Source organism: Streptomyces sp. NPDC031379 (assembly GCF_055569615.1).
This window is the reverse complement of the sequence record NZ_JBVIIT010000021.1, coordinates 182,705-205,807: the sequence shown is the minus strand read 5'-3', so window position 1 is coordinate 205,807 and position 23,103 is coordinate 182,705. Positions and strand designations below refer to the sequence as shown.

Annotated in this window: 19 protein-coding genes and 2 tRNA genes; 9 read left to right on the top strand and 12 right to left on the bottom strand. The window is 71.6% G+C overall.

What is annotated here, in order from left to right:
- Window positions 1-182: 182 nt before the first annotated feature.
- A tRNA-Ala gene (locus tag ACZ5CW_RS28640) sits at window positions 183-255 on the bottom strand.
- A gap of 182 nt (window positions 256-437) precedes the next feature.
- On the opposite strand from ACZ5CW_RS28640, the gene ACZ5CW_RS28635 reads away from it, so the two are divergent.
- Both ACZ5CW_RS28635 and ACZ5CW_RS28630 read left to right on the top strand, forming a co-directional pair.
- Window positions 438-986: a helix-turn-helix domain-containing protein gene (locus tag ACZ5CW_RS28635; RefSeq protein ID WP_468606281.1), complete on the top strand. Its 549-nt coding sequence runs from the start codon at window positions 438-440 to the stop codon at window positions 984-986.
- Window positions 987-1,219: 233 nt separating this feature from the next.
- Window positions 1,220-2,749 (top strand): serine/threonine-protein kinase, encoded by a 1,530-nt coding sequence (locus tag ACZ5CW_RS28630; protein WP_468606279.1) that lies wholly within the window; start codon window positions 1,220-1,222, stop codon window positions 2,747-2,749.
- On the opposite strand, the gene ACZ5CW_RS28625 is transcribed toward ACZ5CW_RS28630, so the two are convergent.
- Together ACZ5CW_RS28625 and ACZ5CW_RS28620 are read right to left on the bottom strand one after the other, a co-directional pair.
- A complete protein-coding gene (locus tag ACZ5CW_RS28625) occupies window positions 2,713-4,272 on the bottom strand; it encodes a hypothetical protein (RefSeq protein WP_468606277.1) in 1,560 nt (519 codons plus the stop codon). The two genes, ACZ5CW_RS28630 and ACZ5CW_RS28625, sit on opposite strands and share 37 nt — an antisense overlap.
- A 285-nt stretch (window positions 4,273-4,557) precedes the next feature.
- Complete coding sequence (locus tag ACZ5CW_RS28620) at window positions 4,558-4,686, bottom strand: DLW-39 family protein (RefSeq protein WP_003999697.1); 129 nt, start codon at window positions 4,684-4,686, stop codon at window positions 4,558-4,560.
- A gap of 350 nt (window positions 4,687-5,036) precedes the next feature.
- On the opposite strand from ACZ5CW_RS28620, the gene ACZ5CW_RS28615 reads away from it, so the two are divergent.
- Together ACZ5CW_RS28615 and ACZ5CW_RS28610 are read left to right on the top strand one after the other, a co-directional pair.
- The gene (locus tag ACZ5CW_RS28615) at window positions 5,037-5,378 is read left to right on the top strand and encodes a DUF6344 domain-containing protein (protein ID WP_468606275.1); all 342 of its coding nucleotides are present in this window, start codon (window positions 5,037-5,039) and stop codon (window positions 5,376-5,378) included.
- Window positions 5,379-5,590: 212 nt separating this feature from the next.
- A complete protein-coding gene (locus ACZ5CW_RS28610; RefSeq protein ID WP_468606273.1) occupies window positions 5,591-6,349 on the top strand; it encodes a glycosyltransferase family 2 protein in 759 nt (252 codons plus the stop codon).
- Window positions 6,350-6,359: 10 nt separating this feature from the next.
- On the opposite strand, the gene ACZ5CW_RS28605 is transcribed toward ACZ5CW_RS28610, so the two are convergent.
- Both ACZ5CW_RS28605 and ACZ5CW_RS28600 read right to left on the bottom strand, forming a co-directional pair.
- Window positions 6,360-6,548, bottom strand: coding sequence for a ferredoxin (locus ACZ5CW_RS28605; protein WP_468606271.1), 189 nt, complete (start codon window positions 6,546-6,548; stop codon window positions 6,360-6,362).
- Window positions 6,549-6,754: 206 nt separating this feature from the next.
- The gene (locus ACZ5CW_RS28600; RefSeq protein WP_468606269.1) at window positions 6,755-7,093 is read right to left on the bottom strand and encodes a hypothetical protein; all 339 of its coding nucleotides are present in this window, start codon (window positions 7,091-7,093) and stop codon (window positions 6,755-6,757) included.
- 412 nt (window positions 7,094-7,505) lie between these two features.
- Between ACZ5CW_RS28600 and ACZ5CW_RS28595 the strand changes: the two genes are divergently transcribed.
- From ACZ5CW_RS28595 to ACZ5CW_RS28575, 5 genes are all read left to right on the top strand, one after another.
- Entirely contained in the window at window positions 7,506-8,009 is a 504-nt protein-coding gene (locus ACZ5CW_RS28595; RefSeq protein ID WP_468606267.1) for a hypothetical protein, read from the top strand.
- 481 nt (window positions 8,010-8,490) lie between these two features.
- Window positions 8,491-12,768, top strand: coding sequence for an nSTAND1 domain-containing NTPase (locus ACZ5CW_RS28590; protein ID WP_468606265.1), 4,278 nt, complete (start codon window positions 8,491-8,493; stop codon window positions 12,766-12,768).
- A 182-nt stretch (window positions 12,769-12,950) separates the two neighbouring features.
- Window positions 12,951-13,073 carry a hypothetical protein gene (locus tag ACZ5CW_RS28585; RefSeq protein WP_468606263.1) on the top strand — a complete coding sequence of 41 codons (123 nt, stop codon included), beginning with the start codon at window positions 12,951-12,953 and terminating at the stop codon, window positions 13,071-13,073.
- Window positions 13,074-13,093: 20 nt separating this feature from the next.
- Entirely contained in the window at window positions 13,094-13,420 is a 327-nt protein-coding gene (locus ACZ5CW_RS28580) for a hypothetical protein (RefSeq protein WP_468606261.1), read from the top strand.
- Window positions 13,421-13,911: 491 nt separating this feature from the next.
- Window positions 13,912-14,259: a hypothetical protein gene (locus ACZ5CW_RS28575; protein ID WP_468606259.1), complete on the top strand. Its 348-nt coding sequence runs from the start codon at window positions 13,912-13,914 to the stop codon at window positions 14,257-14,259.
- A 67-nt stretch (window positions 14,260-14,326) separates the two neighbouring features.
- Here the strand turns inward: ACZ5CW_RS28575 and ACZ5CW_RS28570 are convergent.
- The 7 genes from ACZ5CW_RS28570 to gnd all read right to left on the bottom strand — a co-directional run bounded on the left by ACZ5CW_RS28570 (window position 14,327) and on the right by gnd (window position 22,995).
- Window positions 14,327-14,403, bottom strand: a tRNA-Ile gene (locus tag ACZ5CW_RS28570).
- Between the two features lie 112 nt (window positions 14,404-14,515).
- Window positions 14,516-15,241, bottom strand: coding sequence for a DUF3566 domain-containing protein (locus ACZ5CW_RS28565; RefSeq protein WP_468606257.1), 726 nt, complete (start codon window positions 15,239-15,241; stop codon window positions 14,516-14,518).
- Window positions 15,242-15,259: 18 nt separating this feature from the next.
- Entirely contained in the window at window positions 15,260-17,854 is a 2,595-nt protein-coding gene (gene gyrA, locus ACZ5CW_RS28560) for a DNA gyrase subunit A (protein ID WP_468606255.1), read from the bottom strand.
- 42 nt (window positions 17,855-17,896) lie between these two features.
- Complete coding sequence (gyrB, locus tag ACZ5CW_RS28555; protein WP_468606253.1) at window positions 17,897-19,966, bottom strand: DNA topoisomerase (ATP-hydrolyzing) subunit B; 2,070 nt, start codon at window positions 19,964-19,966, stop codon at window positions 17,897-17,899.
- A gap of 373 nt (window positions 19,967-20,339) precedes the next feature.
- Window positions 20,340-20,909: a DciA family protein gene (locus ACZ5CW_RS28550; protein ID WP_468606251.1), complete on the bottom strand. Its 570-nt coding sequence runs from the start codon at window positions 20,907-20,909 to the stop codon at window positions 20,340-20,342.
- Window positions 20,906-22,027, bottom strand: a complete 1,122-nt coding sequence (gene recF / locus ACZ5CW_RS28545; protein ID WP_468606249.1) for a DNA replication/repair protein RecF — start codon at window positions 22,025-22,027, stop codon at window positions 20,906-20,908. The genes ACZ5CW_RS28550 and recF overlap by 4 nt, the downstream gene beginning before the upstream one ends.
- 92 nt (window positions 22,028-22,119) lie before the next feature.
- Window positions 22,120-22,995, bottom strand: a complete 876-nt coding sequence (gnd, locus tag ACZ5CW_RS28540; RefSeq protein ID WP_468606247.1) for a phosphogluconate dehydrogenase (NAD(+)-dependent, decarboxylating) — start codon at window positions 22,993-22,995, stop codon at window positions 22,120-22,122.
- Between the last annotated feature and the right edge of the window lie 108 nt (window positions 22,996-23,103).

The window sequence follows — 23,103 nt, the reverse complement described above, 5'->3', positions numbered from 1 at the left end:
CCCCCCCCCCCCCCCCCCCCCCCCCCCCCCCCCCCCCCCCCCCCCCCCCCCCCCCCCCCCCCCCCCCCCCCCCCCCCCCCCCCCCCCCCCACGGCCCGTTTCACGTGAAACCAGACGGGCGACACCCGACGAGAAATGCCCTCCGGATCCTGCTTTTCGCAGGTCGGAGGGCATTTCCATTGTGGAGCCTAGGGGAGTCGAACCCCTGACATCCGCCATGCAAAGACGGCGCTCTACCAACTGAGCTAAGGCCCCGGGAAGGAGCGACCGACCGGAGGAATCACGTTCCGGCGGCCGTCGCAGACCAGAGTACCGGGTCACCCCCCGTATCCCGCAAAAAGATTGGGGGTCCCCGCGGATGACCACTCTCCGTAAGATGCTCGGCGTGGTTCGCTACAGCGAACCGCGGTTTTCAGGGGAAGCGATGGGGAGACGCAATGGACGCCGCACAGCAGGAAGCCACCGCCAGAGCGCGGGAGCTGCAGCGGAACTGGTACGGGGAGCCACTGGGGGCGCTCTTCCGTAAGCTCATCGACGATCTCGGGCTCAACCAGGCCCGTCTCGCGGGGGTCCTGGGGCTGTCCGCTCCGATGCTCTCGCAGCTGATGAGCGGCCAGCGCGCGAAGATCGGCAATCCTGCTGTGGTCCAGCGGGTGCAGCTGCTGCAGGAGCTGGCGGCGCAGGTGGCGGACGGCAGCGTCAGCGCCGCCGAGGCGACCGAGCGCATGGACGAGATCAAGAAGTCGCAGGGGGGCTCCGTGCTCAGCAACACCACGCAGACCACGAGCGGTTCCGGGGCGCCCACGGTCAAGCGGGTGGTCCGCGAGATCCAGTCGCTGCTGCGCTCGGTGGCCGCCGCGGGCGACATCATCGACGCCGCGGACAGTCTCGCCCCGAGCCACCCCGAGCTGGCCGAGTTCCTCCGGGTCTACGGTGCCGGCCGCACCTCCGACGCGGTCGCGCACTACCAGTCCCACCAGAACTGACCCACGGGCCCGGTTCTCCGTAGGGCCTCCGCGCCGGGCCCGGAGCACGGCAGCATTCCAGGGTGAGCGGACGTCCGGGGTAGCGGACGTCCGGGGCAGCCGTGCGGGGCGAATCAGCGGGGGAGCGGGGCAAGAGAGGGACAGGGGAAGCAGTGGTCGAGGGGCAGGAGGGGTAGGAGGGGAAGCAGGGGTCGAGGGGACCGCGGGGCTAGGGGGAGGAGCGGCGGACTGTCATGGGTGAGGTCTTCGCCGGCCGGTACGAGCTGGCCGACCCGATCGGGCGCGGTGGCGTGGGCGCGGTATGGCGCGCCTGGGACCATCGCCGACGGCGCTATGTGGCCGCCAAGGTGCTCCAGCAGCGGGACGCCCACTCCCTGCTGCGCTTCGTACGGGAGCAGGCGCTGCGGATCGACCACCCCCACGTCCTCGCTCCGGCCAGCTGGGCCGCCGACGACGACAAGGTCCTGTTCACCATGGATCTGGTCGCCGGCGGGTCCCTGGCCCACCTCGTCGGCGACTACGGCCCCCTCCCTCCGGCCTTCGTGTGCACGCTGCTCGACCAACTCCTGTCGGGTCTCGCCGCCGTCCACACGGAAGGCGTCGTCCACCGGGACGTCAAGCCGGCCAACGTGCTCCTCGAAGCGACCGGCACGGGCCGGCCGCGACTGCGGCTGTCCGACTTCGGCATCGCCATGCGGCTCGGCGAACCGCGGCTGACCGAGACCAACCTCGTGGTGGGCACGCCCGGTTATCTCGCCCCCGAGCAGGTGCTCGGCGCCGAACCCGACTTCCCGGCCGACCTGTTCGCCGTCGGGCTGGTCGCCCTGTATCTCCTCGAAGGCGCGAAGCCCGACACGAAGGCGCTCGTGCAGTACTTCATGGAGCACGGCACCCCAGGGACGCCCAAGGGCATCCCCGACCCGCTGTGGCAGGTCGTCGCCATGCTGCTCCAGCCGGATCCGGCGGCCCGTTTCCGCACCGCCACGGGTGCGCGCAAGGCGCTCGCCTCTGCCGCGGAACTCCTGCCGGAGCCCGGACCCGACGACGAACTGATCGAGGTCTTCGACCAACTCGGCCCGTTGCCACCGGGGTTCGGACCCGACGGTCCTCTCGAGAAGGCCAGGACGACCTCGGGCGGCAAGGCCTCGGCCCCGGGGAGGACCTCCGCCGGCACGGATCTCCCCTCCGATCCACGCACCGCCTCGCGCCCGGACACCCCCGCAGACTCCCGCACGGACTTCCCCGCCGGCGCTGTCGCGGACACCCCCTCGCACCCGAGCGCCCAGGCTCACACGCACACCGACTCCATGTCGGACACCGGCAGTTTCCGACTCCTCCCGCCGCAGGGGCACTTGGACCCCGAACCGCACCCCCGGCCGGCACCCCTGCCGCCACCCCGACATGCCGAGGAGCAGAGCGAGTACGGCTCGCAGCACCCACCCCAGGTCCCGGAGCGTCCCTCGCACGGTCCGACGCACGCCCTCACCCCCTCCGCCCCGTCCCACGCAGCATGGAGCGCCGTCCCGCCTCCGGCCGCGGTGCCCGGGCATCGCGCTGATGCCTCTACTGCTTCGTACACCGCTCAAGACCCGCAGGTTCCCCCTCACGCCCCGCCGATCTCGACGGCACCCCCCGCACAGAGCCGTCGGGCGCACCGCGCGGACCGCCGCCGCCCCGGTCCTCCGGCCAAGGTCGCGGTCCCGATGCTGCTGCTGGCGCTGGCCTGCTACGCGGTGGGTTTCTGGGCGCTGACCCGCGTCTGAGCCCGCCGGGCCGCCGCCGTCCATCCGCCGAGCACCAGCAGCAGCGCGGTGCCCAGGCCGATCCCGCCGGCCGCGACCAGCTTCATCACCGTGCCGTCCGCGCTGTCGGTACTCCCGGTCAGCGCCGCCTCCCGCTCCTGTTCCGTGACGGTGAAGACGTCCGCCGGCTCGGGGCGTCCGGCGTAGCCCGGCCCGGCATGCGCCCGCCCGTCCACCCGTATCCGCAGGGTCACCCCGAACGGGCCCCGCCCGAAGGTGCCGGCCATCTGCTCGCTGAGGTGCAGGACCAGGTAGTACGCGCCGGCGAAGCGGACGGAGGTGACCCCGGCGGGGACGGCGTGACGGTTGGCGTACTCGACCGGCGGGAGCGGGTCGAGGCCGACGGACTTGCGGAGGCCCGTGTAACCGAGGGACGCGTCGTCGACGGGACCCCGGACGGGGTTGTGCAGGGAGAGGTTCAGAGCCCCGCCGGTGTAGCCGTGGCCGGGGGCGGCGTCGAGTTCGGCGGAGGCGTGCAGGCGGCGTCCCCAATCGAGCGGAACCTTGTAGAACCGTGTCTCGCCGGGCACGAGGGCGGTCCGCCACACCCCCTGGCCCACCGGGACGGCCGAGGCGAAGCCGGCGCCGCCGGACCGGTCGCGGGGCCGGCCGGTGAGCGGCTCGGGCGTGGCGGAGTCCCAGGTCTGCGGCGCGGTGGTGGGGCCGGCCTGTGCCGGGCCCGGTTCCGTGGCGGGAGCGATCTCCAGATCCCAGCGCGGTGCCGGGGCCGCCGTACCGGAGCCTTCGGCGTCGAGGCGTTCGACGAGCAGGTAGTACGTCCCCGTGCCCTGGCACAGCGCCTTTCCGGCCTCGCGCTCCGCCAGGGCCGTGACCGGGCGCGGGCTGAGCCCGGCGCCGAAGCGGGCGGCGGCGAAGGAGCAGGGCGCGCCGCCGGAGTCCCGGACGGACACGCGGATGCCGTCGGTGGCGGTGACGGTGGCGTTCGTGGGCGGTACGGCGGTGACGGGGACGTACGCGGTGTCCGTGGCGGTGAGGTGGAGGCGGTAGTACAGCTTGCCGTTCTTCGGCACGGAGCTTCGGTAGATACGGCCGGGATCCAGCCGTTCGGCCTCCGCGGTGCCCGCCGCGCCCGCGACCGTACGGGCGCCGGGCGCGAAGCCGTACCGCTCCGGTCCAGCGTCGGCGGCGACCGCGGTCCCGCCCGGCCCGGCGACCAGGGCACCCAGGACCAGCAGGAGGACAAGGACCCGCAGGCCCAGCGGTCCGACGCCGGAACACCGCCCCGGCAGAACGGCCTCGGTACCCGCCCCCAGCGGTCCGACGCCGGAACACCGCCCTGGCAGGACTGCCGCGGAACCCGACCCCGGCAGGATGCCCCCGGCGAACGCCCCCGGCGGGACAGCCGCGGTATGCGGCCCGGACCGTACGGCCATCGCGTGCCGACCCGGCCGTACGGCCATCGCGTGCCGACGCGCGGACCAGCCGCCCCGCCACCACGCCGTACGCTCTTGCCGCCGCCGCACGTGCCACACCCCCCTGTCGCCCGCAACCGCGCCCCCGGCCGCTGCCCGCGACCGCTCTTGCGCGGCCGTACGGGGCCGTGGCCCATCCTGCCCCGAGGGCCCTTGCGCCATCCGGGCAACGCGTACAGCCGTCCGAAACGCCCGGCACCACCCGGCCACGCCCGGCAGATCCTCGTAGGGGACTCCGGAACGCCTACCTCACCCGCCACGACCCCGCAACACGGGGCAACGCAAAACCCCGACCGCGAGGGCGGCCGGGGTCTGTTCAGATTCTGGTGTCGGGACTCACGAACCCGTGGGCACGGAGTCAGTCGCCTCCGTCCACAGATCCTGCTCGGCGCGATCCGCCTGGATCTGGCGGTACACGAGGAGCCCGCCGATGGCGGCCAGTGCGACCAGGAGCAGCTTCTTCACCGCGCGACCTCGTCTTTCCTTGACGTAGGGGACCTCTCTGGCGCCCGACTATACACACCGGCCGATATCGATCGGTGACCTGTGTCGGGGCTCAACTGGGGCCTCCGGCAGCGCAATAGCCGGACTCGGGACCGTTGCGATCGGAGGGTGATCACACCTCCACACACCGTTACTTTGCTCCCCTTTCACTCCATCTCGCGGCCCTTTGGGTACCTTTCGACCCTCTTGCGCCCATCCGGGTGGTGTTCATCGGAACATCGACGCGCCACGGACGTAGGTCCACCACTTCGCGGCCCCCATACACATCATGAGGAAAGTACGCAAATCGCCCAACCCGAAAGTGAGGGGCCATGACCCAGAACAAGGTCATGAAGCTGTGGACCGCCATCGTCACCGCCTTCCTCGCGCTGTGCACGGCGCTCGGACTCGTCACCGCGGCCACCACGCCGGCCGCTGCCCAGACCGAGGCCCCCACCACCGGCGCCACGCACCGCACGGCCCCGACGTTCCCGGCGACACAGCACTGGCTCTGGTCCCATGCCAGGGCCCTGCCCCCCACGATGAAGCAGCGCATCCGGGCCGAGGCCCACGGAAAGTCCCCGAGCTGCCGGCACCGGCCCCTCACCGAGACACAGGCGGAGAACGCGGAGACCACGACCTCCGCCCAGGACCCGGCGGCGCTGGACTGCTGATCCCGCTCGATCCGCCGCTCCCCCGCCCACCCGCGCAGGACCGGCACACAGCACCGCAGACGTCTCGACACCAGGCGACTTGCGTACGCATAAGTCGATACGGAAAGACCCCCGGCCGGGCTCGGCCGGGGGTCTCGCGCTGTGTGCGCGTACGGCATCCTCGACGACGGCACGACAACGACAGAGACAAAGACAAGGTGGTGAGTGCTGCCGTGAGCCGACGCGTCACCGTTGTCACGGCGGTCCACGGACCGTCCGCCCGGTTCCTGCCGGACGCCTACGCGTCCCTGTGCGCCCAGCGGCTTCCCGACGGCTGGGACTGGCAGTGGCTGATCCAGGAGGACGGCGGCACGGACGAGGTCCGCCCCCATGTCCCGGACGACGAGCGGGTGTCCTTCCGCCAGGGCCGGCCGGGCGGCCCCGGTGTCGCCCGGACGATCGCGCTGGCGCGCGCGGAGGGCACGTACGTCAAGGTCCTCGACTCCGACGACCAGCTCACCCCGGGCGCGCTGGCCCGCGACCTGGCCGTGCTGGAGGCCGACCGCACCGTGGGGTGGACGACGTCCCGGGTGCTCGACCTGCTGCCGGACGGCTCCACGGCCGGTTTCCCCGGCGATCCGGACGCCGGCCCCCTGGAACGCGGTGTCGTGCTCGACCACTGGAAGCGGAACGACTTCCTCGCGCCGGTCCACCCGGCGACCCTGTGCGTCCGGCGGGACCTGCTGAGCGCCCTGGGCGGCTGGATGGCCCTGCCGGCATCCGAGGACACGGGCCTGCTGCTGGCGCTGAACGCGGTGAGCCGCGGCTGGTTCTCGGCCGAGACCGGCCTGCTGTACCGCAAGTGGGAGGGCCAGGTCACGGGTCGGGCGTCCCATGTGGACCCCGCCGAACGCGAGGCGCGCATGGCGGTGGCGGAGGCCAGGGCACGGGCGCTGGCCGAGTTCGGCTGGACCTATCCGGCCGTCCGCTGAAGCCGGCCCCTCATTCCATGAGCAGGATCGCCTGCGAAGGGCACTTCTCGGCCGCTTCCGCGATCTGCGGGTCGTCGGCGGACTCCTCGCGGCCGGGGCGTACGACCCCGTATCCGTCCTCGAACGTGAACACGTCCGGCGCCCGGTGCGCGCACTCGGCGGAGCCGTAGCACAGGCTGCGGTCGACGGAGACCTTCATGCGTCCTCCAGCCGTCGGCGACCCCTGCGATGACGTCCGGCGGGGGTCGGCTCGGTGACTTCCAGGACGTCACTGCCCGGTGAGAAGGGCGCCGAACCGACCGGGTGCGCCGCGCGCCGCGACGGGGCGCCGAACCGGCCGGGTCCACCGTCCGACGCGACGGGCCGCCGAACCGGACCGGGCCGGCGGCCACCGCCCCCGCGGCGCTAGCCCGCCCCGCCCGCGGCCGACAGCCAGTGGGCCACCCGCCGGACCGTCGGCTCGTCGAGCCGGTCGGCCAGCGTCCGCACCGCTTCGCCGTCCTCGGGGCTCAGGTCGTACAAGCCCGCCTTGCTCAGACCGGCCATGAGCACCTGGTGCCGCCGGTCGGTCATGCGTTCGGCGAGCCTGGCCGGTTCGCCGGGGCCGTCCGGGAGCGGCCCGGCGGCGGGAGCGGGCGCGGATGCCCTGACGGCCGGGGCCTCGTAGAGGTGCCAGGTACCGTCCACCGGGCCCCACAGCGCGACCGTCGCCTCGTCCCCGCGCGCCCGCAGGGTCCGGGTCATGTCTCCGACGGCGTACCGCACCGGAGCTTGGTACGGGGACTCGGCAGCCACCGTCCAGGATTCCTGGGAGGGCTGACGGAACATCGCGACCCAGCGGGGAGCACCGGGCGGCGGCGGGCACGGGGGACGCTTCTCCATGGCACTCACTCACCCCTTCGGGAACAGCCGGCGTGGCGACCGTAACTGACGGACCATCAGATTTCCAGGTGGTGCACGACGTGGTGCACGACGTGATGCAGGGCGTGGTGCTCGCGTGATGCACGGGGTGGTGCACGGCGCACATGCCGCTCCGGCAGGCCCGGAAGGAGCCCCGGGATCCGCGTTCCCGCATGCTTCTGGTCTCTTCGCGGGCGCCGTGGCACCCTGCCCGCGCCCGGTCCGAGCCGGACGAGCCGGACGAAGGAGGCCGAGAATGAGCGGACGGGACGAGGCGGCGGCCGCAACCACGCCGCGGGAAGAGACACTGCGCCCGGTCCACGGTGCCCGTGCCCACAGCGCCTACGACCGCGCGGTCGCCGCGTGCCGGTACGCCGGCGTCGGCGGGGACGCGGCCGAGGTCGTGCCGAAGGACCCCGTCGGCAGGGCCGCCAACGCGCTGCGACTGTCGGCCCGGTCGCTCGCCGCCCTCGCCGCGAGCGCCCCGGATCCGGCGGCGGACGCCCGCTGCGCCCGCAACACCGCCGCCACCGCGGCCCTGGCCGCGCAGGTCGCCGCCGCCCGGGACGGAACCGAGGCCTCCGACGCGGCCCTGCGCGCGTCCCTGGCCGCCTCCCGGGCCGCGGCGGCCGCGGCCGGCGGCAGCGCGCGAGGACGGGACGCGGCCCTGAACGCCGCCGCCGCGGAGGCCGAGCACCACGCGGTCGCCACGGCCCGCGCGGCGGGATGGCTCGCGGCGGACCCCGAGACGAACGGGTGACTTCCCGGTCCGGGCCACCGCGGAAGGCATGCCCCGGCCGGATCGGGGCATCCGAAGCAGAGCCCCTGACCGTCCGGTACCGGTCCCTCCCCTCGTGGGGACCGGTACCGAACGGTGCAGGGGATGTCGACCCGTGCCACGTCGGCGCATCGGCGCGGGCCGAAGAAGGGGGCCGTTCCCGCGGGCTCGCGGGTTCAGCCGTGGGTGTCGCCGCTCCTTGCCTCCAGCGGCGTCCGCTCGCATGCCTGCGGCGGAAGTTGACCGAGAACGTTCGCTGCCATGGGCTGTCTCTCCGAGCGCTGAGCCGGTGGCCTGTCCAGACGGTGTGTGACCAGTCCGCTACCCGGTTTGGATCCTGCCATCTGTCGTCCCCGGCGAGGAGGTTCCGGTCTCCGGTCCAGGCCTTATCCGCAGGTCAGCCGTATAAGGTGGGTTTTCCGGTCCGGACGTCCAGGTGCGGGGGGAAGTAAGGGGTGGGACCTTGAGTTCCGACTCAGGGGCACGCACAGCTTTCGCCGAGCGCCTCGCGCTGCTGTACAAGGAGGCCGGCAACCCTCCCCTCAAGAGCGTCGCCGAGGCGGTCGTACGGCTGCAGCGGGTCGACGAGCGCGGCCGGCCCGTACGGGTGTCCGCGCAGCGCATCAGCGACTGGCGCCGGGCCCGGAACGTGCCGGCCCAGTTCGCCGCCCTCGCGGCGGTCCTGCACATCCTGATCCCGGAGGCGCGACGCCTGCGGCCCGCGCCGGTGTCCGGCGGCCTGTACGACCTCGCCCACTGGCAGCGCCTGTGGGAACGCGCGCTGGCCGACCCGGTGGGCGACCGGCCCGGACCGCCCGCGCAGCAGGACCGGCGTCCTCCGGCCCAGGCCCCGCCCGTCGCCGGTGGGGTGTGCCCGTACCGGGGGCTGGCCCCGTACCGGCAGGAGGACGCGCGGTGGTTCTTCGGCCGGGAGCGGAGCACGAACGCGCTCGTCGCCCAGCTGCGCGCCGCCGAGCGGACGGGCGGTCTGGTGATGCTGGTGGGCGCCTCGGGTGCGGGAAAGTCGTCCCTGCTGAACGCCGGTCTGGTCCCCGCGCTCCGCGACGGCGCCCTCGGGGCCCCGGCGGCCGACGGGCAGGCGGCGCCCACGGGCACCGGCTCCCCCACCACCTCCTCCGCGGCCGCGCCCTGGCCGTCCGCTCCCTCCGCGGCCGCTCCCTCGCCGTCTGCTCCCTCCCCGACCACTCCCTCCGCGGGCACCGCCTCCCGGAGCACCTCCGCACACGCGCCCGCGCACGCGCCCGCTGGCGTCCCCACGGGCGACGTCTCCGGCATTCCCCCCGAGGAGGGCACCGCCGACGACGGCACCGCGCCCTCCGACCCCGTGCTGCAGCTCGTCCCCGGTGCCGATCCCCTGGGCGAGCTGGTCCGCCGTATCCCGGATCTCGTCCCCGTCGCCGCCGACGCGCGGAAGGCCGAGCAGGAGGCCACCCGAAACCCGGCCGCGCCCGGATCCGACGCACCGCGGCTCGCCCGGGCGGTGCGCGAGGCCGTCTCGGCCTGGGCGCGCCGCGAGATGCCCCCGGAGACCCGGCCGGTCGTCATCGTGGACCAGTTCGAGGAGGCGTTCACCCTCTGCGCCGACGAGGCGGAGCGGCGTACCTTCATCCAGCTCCTGGCCGCCGCCTGCACCCCGCCCGCCCGGCCGGGCGCGACCGCCCCCGCGCTGGTCGTCCTCGGCATCCGCGCCGACTTCTACGAACAGTGCCTCGGCTACCGCGAACTCGCCGACGCGCTGCAGCACCGGCACATGGTGCTCGGCCCGCTGACCAGCGGCGAGCTGCGTGACGCCGTGACCGGCCCGGCCAAGGCGGTGGGCCTGGAGCTGGAGCCGGGGCTCGCCGAACTGATCGTGCGCGAGGTGAGCGCCGACGGCCCGCGCGGGGCGCACGACGCGGGTGTGCTGCCACTGCTGTCCCACGCCCTGCTGGCCACCTGGCAGCGCCGGAAGGGCGGGCGGCTGACGCTGGCCGGTTACCGCGCGGCGGGCGGCATCCAGGGAGCGGTGGCGGCCACCGCCGAGCGCGCCTGGTCCGGCCTCGACCCCGCCGCCCGGACGGCCGCCCGGCTGCTCCTGCTGCGGCTGGTCCGGCTGGGCGAGGACACCCAGGCCACCCGGCGGCGGGGCACCCGGCGGCAGCTGGCGGACGAGTCGTCGGACCCCGGCAAGACCGAGGAGTCCCTCGAGGCGCTGGTCCGGGCCCGGCTGGTGACGCTGGACGCGGAGACCGTGGAGATCACCCACGAGGCGCTGCTGCACGCCTGGCCCCGACTGCGGCACTGGATCGACGACAACCGCAACGACCACCTGCTGCGGCAGCGGCTGGAGGAGGACGGCCGGGCCTGGGAGGACTCCGGCCGGGACAGCTCGCTGCTGTACCGCGGTTCCCGTCTCGAGCAGGCCCGCGGCTGGGCGAGGTCGGCCGGGGACACCTATCTGACCCGGAGCGCGGTGGAGTTCCTGGCCGCCTCCGTCCGGCTGCGCAAGCGCACCGTCTGGATCAGCCGGGCCGCGGTGGCGGCGCTGGTCGTGCTGGCCCTGCTCGCCGGCGGCTCCGCGGTGATCGCCTGGCAGCAGCGTGACGACGCCGTGTTCGCACAGGTCCTCGCCGAGGCCGACCGGGTCCAGCACGCGGACCCGTCCCTGGCCGCGCAGCTCGACCTGGTCGCCCACGATCTGCGCCCGGACGACGAGGGCACGTACAGCCGGCTGATCTCGATCGTCAACGCACCGCTGGCCACCCCGCTGTCCGGCCACACCGGCGCGGTGTACCTCACCTCCTTCAGCCCCGACGGCCGCACCCTGGCCACGGCCAGCTACGACCGCACGGTCCGGCTGTGGAACGTGGCCGACCCGAGCCGCCCGAAACCGCTCGGCAAGCCCCTCACCGGCCACACCAGCTGGGTGAGCAGCGCGGTCTTCAGCCCGGACGGGCACACGCTGGCCAGCGCGGGCGACGACGGCACGGTCCGGCTGTGGGACGTGACCGACCCCGCGCACCCGTCACCGCTCGGCCGGCCCCTGACCGGCCACACGGGCACGATCTACCTGGTCGCCTTCAGCCCCGACGGCCGCACCCTGGCCTCGGCCGGCGAGGACCACACCGTGCGCCTGTGGGACGTGACCGACCCGCGCCGGCCGAAGTCCCTGGGCGTGTTGCGCGGCCACACCGCGGCAGTGCGCTCCGTGGCGTTCAGCCCCGACGGGCGGACGCTCGCGGCGGGCGGCGACGACGCCACCGTCCTGCTGTGGCGCACGGCCGACCCGCGCCGGCCCGAGTCGATCCGCACCGTGCTCAAGGGCCACACGGACATCGTGCACTCGCTGGCCTTCAGTCCCGACGGCAGGACCCTGGCCAGCGGCGGCGCGGACGACACCATCCGGCTGTGGGACGTGACCGACCCCGGGCGCCCGGCCGCGCTCGGCTCGCCGCTGACCGGCCACACCGGCCCGGTCTGGTCCGTGGCGTTCAGCCCCGACGGCGGCAGGCTGGCCGCCGCGAGCGCGGACAGCACGGCGAGCCTGTGGAACGTGAGCGATCCGGCGTCACCGTCACAGGTCGGGGAGCCGCTCGCGGGCAGCAGCGGGGAGATGTACGCCCTGGGGTTCAGCCCCGACGGGCGGACCCTCGCCACCGGCAGCGGCGACAGCAAGGTGCGCCTGTGGTCGATACCGACCTCGGACATGATCGGCCGGAGCGGAGCGTTCCGGCCGGACGGACGGGTGCTGGCCACGGCCGCGCGGGACGGCAGGCTGCGGCTGTGGAACGTGGCGCGTCCCGGCCGGCCCGTGCCGCTCGGCAAGCCGTTCATGCGGGCGGACGGCGCCCAGCGTTCGCTGATGTTCTCCCCCGACGGCCGCACCCTCGCCGTCCTGACGGGGACCAAGGCCGTGTACCTGTGGAACGTCTCCGATCCCTCCCACCCGGTCTCCACCGGAGCGCCCCTGCCGCTGCGGACCCGCTTCATGGGCCCCGACGCGCTGGCCTACAGTCCGGACGGCCGCACCCTGGCCACGGCCTACGACGACCGCACCATCCAGCTCTGGGACGTCTCCGCCCCCTCGCGCCCCGTGCCGCTCGGCAAGCCGCTCACCGGCCACCGGGGCTACATCAACGCCCTGGTCTTCAGCCCGGACGGCCGCACGCTGGCAAGCGGCAGCGCGGACAGCACGATCCGGCTGTGGAACGTCACCGACCCGGCCCACCCGGTCCCGGCCGGCGCCCCGCTCGACCAGCACTCCGGCCCCGTCAACACGCTCGCCTACAGCCCTGCCGGGCACACCCTGGCCAGCGGCAGCGACGACGACACGGTCCGCCTGTGGAACGTCACCGACCCCGCCGGCGCGAGCGAGCTGGGCGCACCGCTCACCGGCCACAGCGAGGCCGTGACGTCACTGACGTTCAGCGCGGGCGGCCACGTCCTGGCCAGCGGTGGCAACGACAATTCGGTCCGCCTGTGGAACATCTCCGACCCCACCGCGGCGAAGGCGATCGGCCAGTCGATGACCCCCTACGCCAAGACGGGCACCTTCCTGTCCTTCAGCCCCAACAGCCATGTCCTCGGGGTCTCCAGCGGTGCCGACACGGTCCGGCTGTGGCGGCTGGACGCCGACGAGGCGATCCGGCACATCTGCTCGGTCACCCGGGGCGTCCTGACCCCGCAGAAGTGGCACGAGTACCTTCCCCGCCTCTCCTACGACCCCCCGTGCGGACGATGATCGGCCAACCTGGCTGATTGGCGGGCGACTTGGCCCCACGGAGCGCCCAACCTTGTTACCCTTGGCCATGGCCCGATCGCTGGTGCATCCCCCGTCGCCAGCGGTCGGGTCTTTTCTCATGCCCTGAGGAACCGGCGCATCCGCCGGGGGCCCGGAAACGGGATCGTCTACAGTCCGGCCACGTGACGCACACGGACACGGCCCTCGCCCACTACTTCAACGGGTCCGGGTGGCTGGTCGGTCTGCTCTGCCTCGTCGTACTCGTGGCGCCGGCGACCTGGTGGCAGACCACCAAGCGGCTTTAAGCACGCGCTGCCAAACCACCATGAATGTTTCCGTCACCAAGGCCGGCACTATCTCGGCGGAGATCTCCGGCTCCATAGAATGGAGTTCCAACGCGATCATCGCCAAGGCCAAGGCCCAGGTGAGTGTCAAGGTCGGCGGGAGCTTCACTGTTTCGGTCGGCCATCAGTACACCCACAATGTCCACAGCCGCAAGTACGGCCATCTCCAGTACGGCTCGTGGGGATACAAGGTGACATGGGCGAAGTACCAGCGGATCGGCTCCTGCGGGGTAAAGGAACTCGGCAGCGGGAAGGCTATCCTGCCGACGTCCGAGACGGGTTGGAAGTACTGGGAGACATCGTCATGAGCCACCCGGTCGTTTGGCGGCGAGTGTTCCAGGCGGCGTTCTCCTGGAGGGCGGATCGGAGCGCGTCGGGGACGGCATCCATACGCACCCGGCACTCCGCAAGGGCAGGACATACCGGCTCGTCCTCACGTGCGTCGGCCAGGGCAGTGCACACCCGACCGTCGCCCCAAGGGCTCGGGTTCCGACGCAACGGTTCCCTGCGACCAGTCCGTGTTCCAGCAACGCCTCAACGGAAACGGGCCAGTCCGCATAGACGTCTCTGGCATAAAGGGCTCTTCGGGTGTCCTCGCCTGGCAAATCAACACTCTCTGAAGGTCGTCTCCAGGCGATGCCGGTGAGGTTCGCTCTCCGCCCCGCCGATTCTGCAAGGTCTGACGTGAGGTGTTCGCATCCTGGGACGACGTGATCCATCCTGGGACCAAGTCCGGCGTACCCGGACGCAGAAGCTTCCGGAGGCCCGCCATCGTGCGGGCCTTCGTCATGCCCAGGGGGTGACCGCCCTGGGCAAGGCCCGGCCGGTCACCGAGGAGGACCGCCGACGCGTCCGCGAGCTGCACGCCGAGAGCAAGGGCCGCAACGGGATCGCCGAGATCCTCGGCCGCTCCGGGCGCACCATCAGCGAGATCGCGAAGGGACTCGGCCTCTCCTTCTCCCGAGCCGCCGAAGTGCGCCAGGCCCCCGAGATCCGCCAGGCCGATCTCGCTGACCGCCGCGCCGCCCCCGGCCAACGCCTCCAGGACATCGCCGAACGCGAACTGGAGAAGGTCCGAGGCGCCCGCGCCGCCCCCGGCCGACAAGCGGGCCCTGCTCGGGGTCGTCGCCTGGCTGAAGGGGAATGATGGGCTGATGTCAGCAGCCGTGGATGCCGAAGACCCCCGGTCCTGAGTGGACCGGGGGTCTTCGTACTGGTGGGGCTAACAGGATTTGAACCTGTGGCCTCATCCTTATCAGGGATGCGCTCTAACCAACTGAGCTATAGCCCCGCCGCGCTCTGCGGTGTGTGTCCCGCGCGCTGACTCCTGAAGATTAGCGCACGACCACGTCAGTCCCAAAATCGGTTGTCGGGGGACCGTCAGGTCAGGGCACCGCGAGCGGTCACTCGTCCTCCGCCAGGGTCAGCTCGACGCCGCCCACGAAGCCCGCGGAGAGGTTGTAGATGAAGGCGCCGAGGGTCGCGAGCGCCGTGGCCAGGACCACGTCGATGACCGAGATGATCGTCGCGAACATCAGGACGTGGGGGAGCGACAGGAACGCCTGCAGGTCGAAGCCGTTCGCCTCGTTGGAGCCGGTCGCCTCGGAGATCGTGCCGCCGACCGTCGAGAAGACACCCATCGCGTCCATGACCATCCACAGCACCGCCGAGGCGACGATCGTGCAGATGCCGAGCGCGATGGAGAGCAGGAAGCTGACCTTCATCACCGACCACGGGTCGGCCTTGGCCACCCGCAGCCGGGCCTTGCGGGTGCGCGGCGCGGTGCGCGCGCCGGTGCGCGGCAGGCGTACGCCGCCGGCGGGAGCCTGGGCCGGGTAGGCCTGCGGCGGGTGGTAGGGCCCGCCGGGCTGATCCGTGCGCCGCTCCCCGGGAAGCGGGGACCCCGCGTGCGCCTCTCCGGCCGCGGCCGGGCCTCGGGTGTCCGTCACAGTTGCCCCCTGGGATTCCTGCGTGCCGGCAGAGTCCGTCACGGAAGCCTTCACCGGCTTCAGATTGGTCGTGTGCGGGTCGTTCGCGGCCCCCGCACGCGCGGCGGAGCCACGGCCGCCGCCGTCCGTTTCCGTACCCCTGGAGGTACCGGCCGATCCGGCGCCCGTGGCTCCGCTCACGATGACTCTCTCCTCGTGCTACTCGGCCGAGGGCGCCTCACCCTCGTCCGTGCCGGTGGTCGCGGCACCCTCGACGGTCTCGTCGACGACGTCCTCGCCGTCGACCTCCTCCGCCTCGCGCCCCGCCTCGGCGTTACGTGCGATACCGACCACGGCATCGCGCTTGCCCAGGTTGATCAGTTGGACGCCCATGGTGTCACGGCCCGTCTCCCTGACCTCGTTGACTCGCGTACGAATCACACCGCCGGACAGGGTGATGGCGAGGATCTCGTCGTTCTCCTCGACAATCAGCGCGCCGACGAGCGAGCCGCGGTCCTCCACGATCTTGGCGGCCTTGATGCCGAGGCCGCCGCGACCCTGGACGCGGTACTCGTCGACGGCGGTCCGCTTCGCGTACCCACCGTCCGTCGCAGTGAACACGAACGTACCGGGTCGAACAACATTCATCGAGAGAAGCTCGTCGCTCTCCCGGAAACTCATCCCCTTGACGCCCGAGGTGGCGCGGCCCATCGGGCGCAGGGTGTCGTCCGAGGCGGTGAACCGGATCGACTGTGCCTTCTTGCTGACCAGAAGGAGATCGTCGTCGGCCGAGACGAGTTCGGCACCGATCAGTTCGTCGTCGGAACCGTCCTCCCGCTCGCGCAGGTTGATCGCGATGACACCGCCGGAGCGGGGCGAATCGTAATCCTTCAGAGGCGTCTTCTTCACCAGGCCGGACTTGGTCGCCAGGACCAGGTACGGCGCCGCCTCGTAGTCACGGATCGCGAGGATCTCGGCGATCGCCTCGTCCGGCTGGAAGGCGAGCAGGTTCGCCACGTGCTGGCCGCGTGCCTCCCGGCCGGCCTCGGGCAGCTCGTACGCCTTCGCCCGGTACACCCGGCCCTTGTTGGTGAAGAACAGCAGCCAGTGGTGCGTGGTGGAGACGAAGAAGTGGTCGACGATGTCGTCTTCCTTCAGCTTCGTACCCCGGACACCCTTGCCGCCGCGCTTCTGCGCCCGGTAGTCGTCCGTCTTCGTCCGCTTGACGTAGCCGCCGCGCGAGACGGTGACGACGATGTCCTCCTCGGCGATCAGGTCCTCGATGGACATGTCGCCCTCGTACGGGATCAGCTTGGTCTGGCGGTCGTCGCCGTACTTCTCGACGATCGCGGCCAGCTCCTCGCTGACGATCCCGCGCTGGCGGACCGGCGAGGCGAGGATCTCGTTGTACTCGTTGATCTTCGCCTGGAGTTCGTCGTGCTCCTGGACGATCTTCTGCCGCTCCAGGGCGGCGAGGCGCCGCAGCTGCATCTCGAGGATCGCGTTGGCCTGGATCTCGTCGATCTCCAGGAGGCCCATCAGGCCCCCGCGCGCGATCTCGACGGTGTCACTGCGCCGGATCAGCGCGATGACCTCGTCGATGGCGTCCAGGGCCTTCAGCAGACCGCGCAGGATGTGGGCGCGCTCCTCGGCCTTGCGCAGCCGGAACCGCGTCCGGCGGACGACGACCTCGATCTGGTGCGTCACCCAGTGGCGGATGAACGCGTCCAGCGACAGGGTGCGCGGCACGCCGTCGACCAGCGCCAGCATGTTGGCGCCGAAGTTCGTCTGCAGGTCGGTGTGCTTGTACAGGTTGTTCAGGACGACCTTGGCGACCGCGTCCCGCTTGAGGACGATCACCAGGCGCTGGCCCGTACGGGACGACGTCTCGTCGCGGACGTCCGCGATGCCGCCGATCTTGCCGTCCTTCACCAGGTCGGCGATCTTCTGCGCCAGGTTGTCCGGGTTCACCTGGTACGGCAGCTCCGTGACCACCAGGCACTGGCGGTTCTGGATCTCCTCGACCTCGACGACCGCGCGCATGGTGATGGAGCCACGGCCGGTGCGGTAGGCCTCCTCGATGCCCTTGCGGCCCACCACCAGGGCGCCGGTCGGGAAGTCCGGGCCCTTGATGCGCTCGATCAGCGCGTCCAGCAGCTCCTCGTGCGACGCCTCCGGGTTCTCCAGGTACCACTGGGCGCCGGACGCGACCTCGCGCAGGTTGTGCGAGGGGATGTTGGTCGCCATGCCGACCGCGATACCGGCCGAGCCGTTGATCAGCAGGTTCGGGAAGCGGGACGGCAGGACGGTCGGCTCCTGGGAGCGGCCGTCGTAGTTGTCCGTGAAGTCGACGGTCTCCTCGTCGATGTCGCGGACCATCTCCATCGACAGCGGCGCCATCTTGCACTCGGTGTAGCGCATGGCCGCCGCGGGGTCGTTGCCCGGGGAGCCGAAGTTGCCGTTGGAGTCCACCAGCGGCATCCGCATCGACCACGGCTGGGCGAGGCGCACCAGGGCGTCGTAGATCGAGGAGTCGCCGTGGGGGTGGTAGTTACCCATGACGTCACCGACGACACGGGCGCACTTGTAGAAGCCGCGCTCGGGGCGGTAGCCGCCGTCGTACATCGCGTACAGCACCCGGCGGTGGACGGGCTTGAGACCGTCCCGGACGTCGGGAAGCGCACGGGAGACGATGACGGACATCGCGTAGTCGAGGTACGAACGCTGCATCTCCGTCTCGAGCCCGACGGGCTCGATGCGCATCGCGAGTTCGCCGCCCTCTTCGGGGGTGACGGGAGTGTTCTCGTCGGCCATTGCTGGTGAAGATCCTTCCTGGTGCGGTCAGCTGAGACCGACTCAGATGTCGAGGAAGCGGACGTCCTTGGCGTTGCGCTGGATGAACGCGCGGCGGGCCTCGACGTCCTCGCCCATGAGGACCGAGAACAGGTCGTCGGCCTGGGCGGCGTCGTCGAGGGTGACCTGGCCGAGGACCCGGTGCTCCTGGTCCATCGTGGTCACGCGCAGCTCCTCGGCGTTCATCTCGCCGAGACCCTTGAAGCGCTGGATCGAGTCCTCGCGGATGCGCTTGCCGCGCTGCCGGCCCATCTCGATCAGCGCGTCACGCTCGCGGTCGGAGTACGCGTACTCGGTGTCGTCCCGGCCCCACTTGATCTTGTACAGCGGCGGACGGGACAGGAACACGTGTCCGGCCTCGACCAGCGGCCGCATGAAGCGGAACAGGAAGGTCAGCAGCAGGGTGTTGATGTGCTGGCCGTCGACGTCGGCGTCCGCCATCAGGATGATCTTGTGATAGCGGAGCTTCTCGATGTCGAAGTCCTCGTGCACACCGGTGCCGAAGGCGGAGATCAGCGCCTGGATCTCCTGGTTCTGCAGGATCTTGTCGATCCTGGCCTTCTCGACGTTGAGGATCTTGCCGCGGATCGGGAGGATCGCCTGGAACTGCGGGTTCCGGCCGGACTTGGCCGAGCCGCCGGCGGAGTCACCCTCGACGATGAAGATCTCGCACTTGGTCGGGTCGTTCGACTGGCAGTCGGACAGCTTGCCCGGCAGGGACGCCGACTCCAGCAGGCCCTTGCGGCGGGTCAGGTCGCGGGCCTTGCGGGCCGCCACGCGCGCGGTGGCCGCCTGGATGCCCTTGCGGATGATGTCCGCCGCCTCGACCGGGTTGCGGTCCAGCCAGTCGTTGAGGTGCTCGTAGACCGCCTTCTGCACGAAGGTCTTGGCCTCCGTGTTGCCCAGCTTGGTCTTCGTCTGGCCCTCGAACTGCGGCTCGCTCAGCTTGACCGAGATGATCGCGGTCAGACCCTCGCGGATGTCGTCACCGGTGAGGTTGTCGTCCTTCTCGCGCAGCAGCTTCTTGTCGCGTGCGTACTTGTTGATCAGCGAGGTCAGCGCGGCGCGGAAGCCCTCTTCGTGGGTACCGCCCTCGTGGGTGTGGATGATGTTCGCGAAGGAGTACACGCCCTCGCTGTAGCCGCTGTTCCACTGCATGGCGACCTCGAGGGACAGGCTCTTGTCCTTGTCCTCGGCCTCCAGGTCGATGACCGTGGGGTGCACCGCGTCTCCCTTACGGGAGTTGAGGTACTTCACGAAGTCGACGATGCCGCCCTCGTAGTGGTACGTGACGGTCTTGACCTCGTCCTTCTCGTCCGCACCCGCCTCGTCCGCCCCGGCGGTGGCCTTCGCCGACTCGCGCTCGTCGGTGAGCTTGATCGTCAGGCCCTTGTTGAGGAACGCCATCTCCTGGAAACGCCGCGACAGCGTCTCGAAGGAGTACTCGGTGGTCTCGAAGATCTCCGGGTCGGCCCAGAAGGTGACCGACGTGCCGGTCTCCTCCGTGGCCTCGTGCTGGGCCAGCGGGGCCGTCGGGACGCCCATCTTGTAGTCCTGCGTCCAGCGGTGGCCGTCCGTCCTGACCTCGACGGAGACCTTGGACGACAGGGCGTTCACCACCGAGACGCCGACGCCGTGCAGACCACCGGAGACCGCGTAGCCGCCGCCGCCGAACTTGCCGCCCGCGTGCAGCACGGTCAGCACGACCTCGACGGCCGGCTTGCCCTCGGAGGGCACGATGCCCACCGGGATGCCACGGCCGTTGTCGACGACGCGCACCCCGCCGTCGGCGAGGATCGTCACGTCGATGGTGTCCGCGTGGCCGGCCAGCGCCTCGTCGACCGAGTTGTCGACGACCTCGTACACCAGGTGGTGCAGACCGCGCTCGCCGGTGGAACCGATGTACATGCCGGGCCGCTTGCGGACCGCGTCCAGCCCTTCGAGCACGGTGATGGCGCTGGCGTCGTAGGAGGCGGAGGCTACGGCCTCGCCGTTCACGCCGGCGTCGGTGGACGGGATGTTCTCGTTGGGGTTGCCGGAATCGGCCACGAAGCGCCCTTTCTGGCACAGCACGAGCCGGGCTCGTCGGCAGGTTGCCGGAGCGGCTGCGGCATGTTGCGTTGGTAAGCCTTGATCAGCGTTGCTCAGCTTTTCCCGGGCGGTCCCCACGTTGGGGCGGGATTGGCTTCCAGTCTACCGGTAGCGCTGACATCGATGGGGGTTTGCCGGTACCTGAGTCCCCATGTGCCGCCCTCAACCGGTCTCGGCCGGGTCCCGATATACGGATGGGGGCTCCGAGGGGCTCACAGCGGCACTCAGCGCTTTGAGCCGTCAACCCTTGGCTACTGGGGGGTCAGATGGCGATCCGGCGCCGGTCAGGCGGCGATCCACAACTGTGGACGAAGGCGTGACGGCACCCCGGAGCAAGCCCGGGACGTGAGGTACGTCACCCGTACGTATCGCCGGGACCGCTGCTCCCCGGGGCCCGCAGAGGGCCGTAGCGGCGGGCCGGTCCGCCCGGATTGAGCACCTTGATCATCCGTACCGTGCCGTGCCCGAGGTCCTCGTTGAGCCGGGCCACCAGCGTGGGGGCGAGCACGCGCAGCTGGGTCGCCCAGGCCGTCGAGTCGCACTGCACGGTGAGCACGCGCTCGTCCTCGTCGTACCGCTGCGGCACACAGTGCTTGGCCAGGTCCTCGCCGACGATCTGCGGCCAGCGCCCCATCACCCCGCCGACCGCCGCCGGGGTCTCCCAGCCGCGTTCGTTGATCAGCCGGTTGATCGCGGCGCCCAGCGCCATCGGATCCCGGCCGTCGGCGCGGGCACCGGAACGCAGTCCGCCGCCCCGCCGCGCCTGCTTCTTCTGCCGCGCCGCGTCCCCACGCGCACGTGCCTGTTCCTTCGCCGCGCGCAACGCCACGCGCGCGAGGTCGACGCCGGAGGGTTCCCGCCTGTCGGCGGGCTCCTTCTTGCCGGAGCGTTCCCTCCTGTCCCGGGCGGGCTCTTCGGTGCTCATACGCGTTCCACCGTCCCGTCGGCCACCGCGTACCGGGCGCCGGCCAGCACATGCGGGACGTCGTCGTCCACAGCGGCGGTGACCAGCACCTGCTCGCCGGGCGCGACCAGCTCGGCCAGCCGCTCGCGGCGGCGGGCGTCCAACTCGGCGAAGACGTCGTCCAGGATCAGCACCGGCTCGTTGCCCTCGGCCCGCAGCAGGTCGTACGAGGCCAGGCGCAACGCGAGGGCGTAGGACCAGGACTCGCCGTGCGAGGCGTAGCCCTTGGCGGGCAGCTGACCGAGTTTGAGGACCAGGTCGTCCCGGTGCGGCCCCACGAGCGTGACGCCCCGCTCGATCTCCTGCTTGCGCGCCTGAGCCAGCGCCGCCATCAGCTGGGCGTAGAGGTCCTCGCGCGCGTGCGCCTCGCCGGGCGCGGACGGCTTGTACTCCAGCGCGAGGGGTCCGCCGCCCGGAGCCAGCTGCTCGTACGCCTTGTCGGCCAGCGGTTGCAGCGCGGCGATCAGGTCCAGCCGCTGCGCGAGCAGCTCGGCACCCGCGTGCGCGAGGTGCTGGTCCCACACGTCGAGGGTGGACAGGTCCATGGACCGGCCGCCGTGCCGGCGGGCCAGCGCTGCCGTCTTCAGGAGCGTGTTGCGCTGCTTGAGCACCCGCTCGTAGTCGGAACGCACACCCGCCATGCGCGGGGAGCGCGCGGTGATCAGCTCGTCCAGGAACCGCCGCCGCTCACCGGGGTCCCCCTTGACCAGCGCGAGGTCCTCGGGCGCGAACAGCACGGTCCGTACGATGCCCAGCACGTCCCTGGGCCGGACCTGCGAGGACCGGTTGATGCGGGCGCGGTTGGCCTTGCCGGGGTTCAGCTCCAGCTCGACCAGCTGCTGCCGCTCGCCCTGCCGCACCTGCGCCCGGACGACCGCCCGGTCGGCGCCCATGCGCACCAGCGGGGCGTCGGAGGCGACCCGGTGGCTGCTCAGGGTCGCCAGGTAGCCGACGGCCTCGACCAGGTTGGTCTTGCCCTGGCCGTTGGGGCCGACGAAGGCGGTGACGCCCGGGTCGAGCGGGACCTCGGCCCGGGCGTACGAGCGGAAGTCGGCCAGCGAAAGATGCGTGACGTGCATGGTCGTTCCGCCGACCTCCCCCAGAGTGGTGATGGCATGTGGATCGCGAGAGCGACCCTGTGGATCGTTGTGGATCCGGGTGGATCCGCGGACTACTTCTTCTCTACGGCGTGGCCGCCGAACTGGTTGCGCAGCGCGGCGATCATCTTCATCTGCGGCGAGTCCTCCTGGCGGGAGGCGAACCGCGCGAACAGCGACGCGGTGATCGCCGGCAGCGGCACCGCGTTGTCGATGGCGGCTTCCACAGTCCAGCGTCCCTCACCGGAGTCCTGTGCATAACCGCGCAGGCCGGCGAGGTGCTCGTCCTCGTCGAGGGCGTTGACCGCGAGGTCGAGCAGCCAGGAGCGGATGACCGTGCCCTCCTGCCAGGAGCGGAAGACCTCGCGGACGTTCTCCACGGAGTCGACCTTCTCCAGCAGCTCCCAGCCCTCGGCGTAAGCCTGCATCATCGCGTACTCGATGCCGTTGTGGACCATCTTCGCGAAGTGGCCCGCGCCGACCTTGCCGGCGTGCACCGCGCCGAAGTCGCCCTCCGGCTTCAGCGCGTCGAAGACCGGCTGCACCTTGGCGACGTTCTCGGCGTCGCCGCCGTACATCAGCGCGTACCCGTTCTCCAGGCCCCAGACGCCGCCGGAGACACCGCAGTCGACGAAGCCTATGCCCTTGGCGGCCAGCTCCTCGGCGTGCTTCTCGTCGTCCGTCCAGCGGGAGTTCCCGCCGTCCACGACCACGTCGCCGGGCTCCAGCAGCTCGGCGAGCTGGTCGATGGTCGACTGGGTGGCCTCACCGGCCGGGACCATCACCCAGACCACGCGCGGGCCGCTGAGCTTGCCCACAAGCTCTTCCAGGCTGTGGACATCGGCGAGGTCCGCGTTGCGGTCGTATCCGATGACGGTGTGGCCCGCGCGGCGGATCCGCTCGCGCATGTTGCCGCCCATCTTGCCGAGGCCGACGAGACCGAGCTCCATCAGTGGTGTTCCTTAAGGTCGCTGTGTGGCGTGTGAGGCACCTGCGTGCCGAGGTGAGCCTAGACCCGGACCTTCACGCACAGCTGTGGGCATACGCGCTCATGCGAG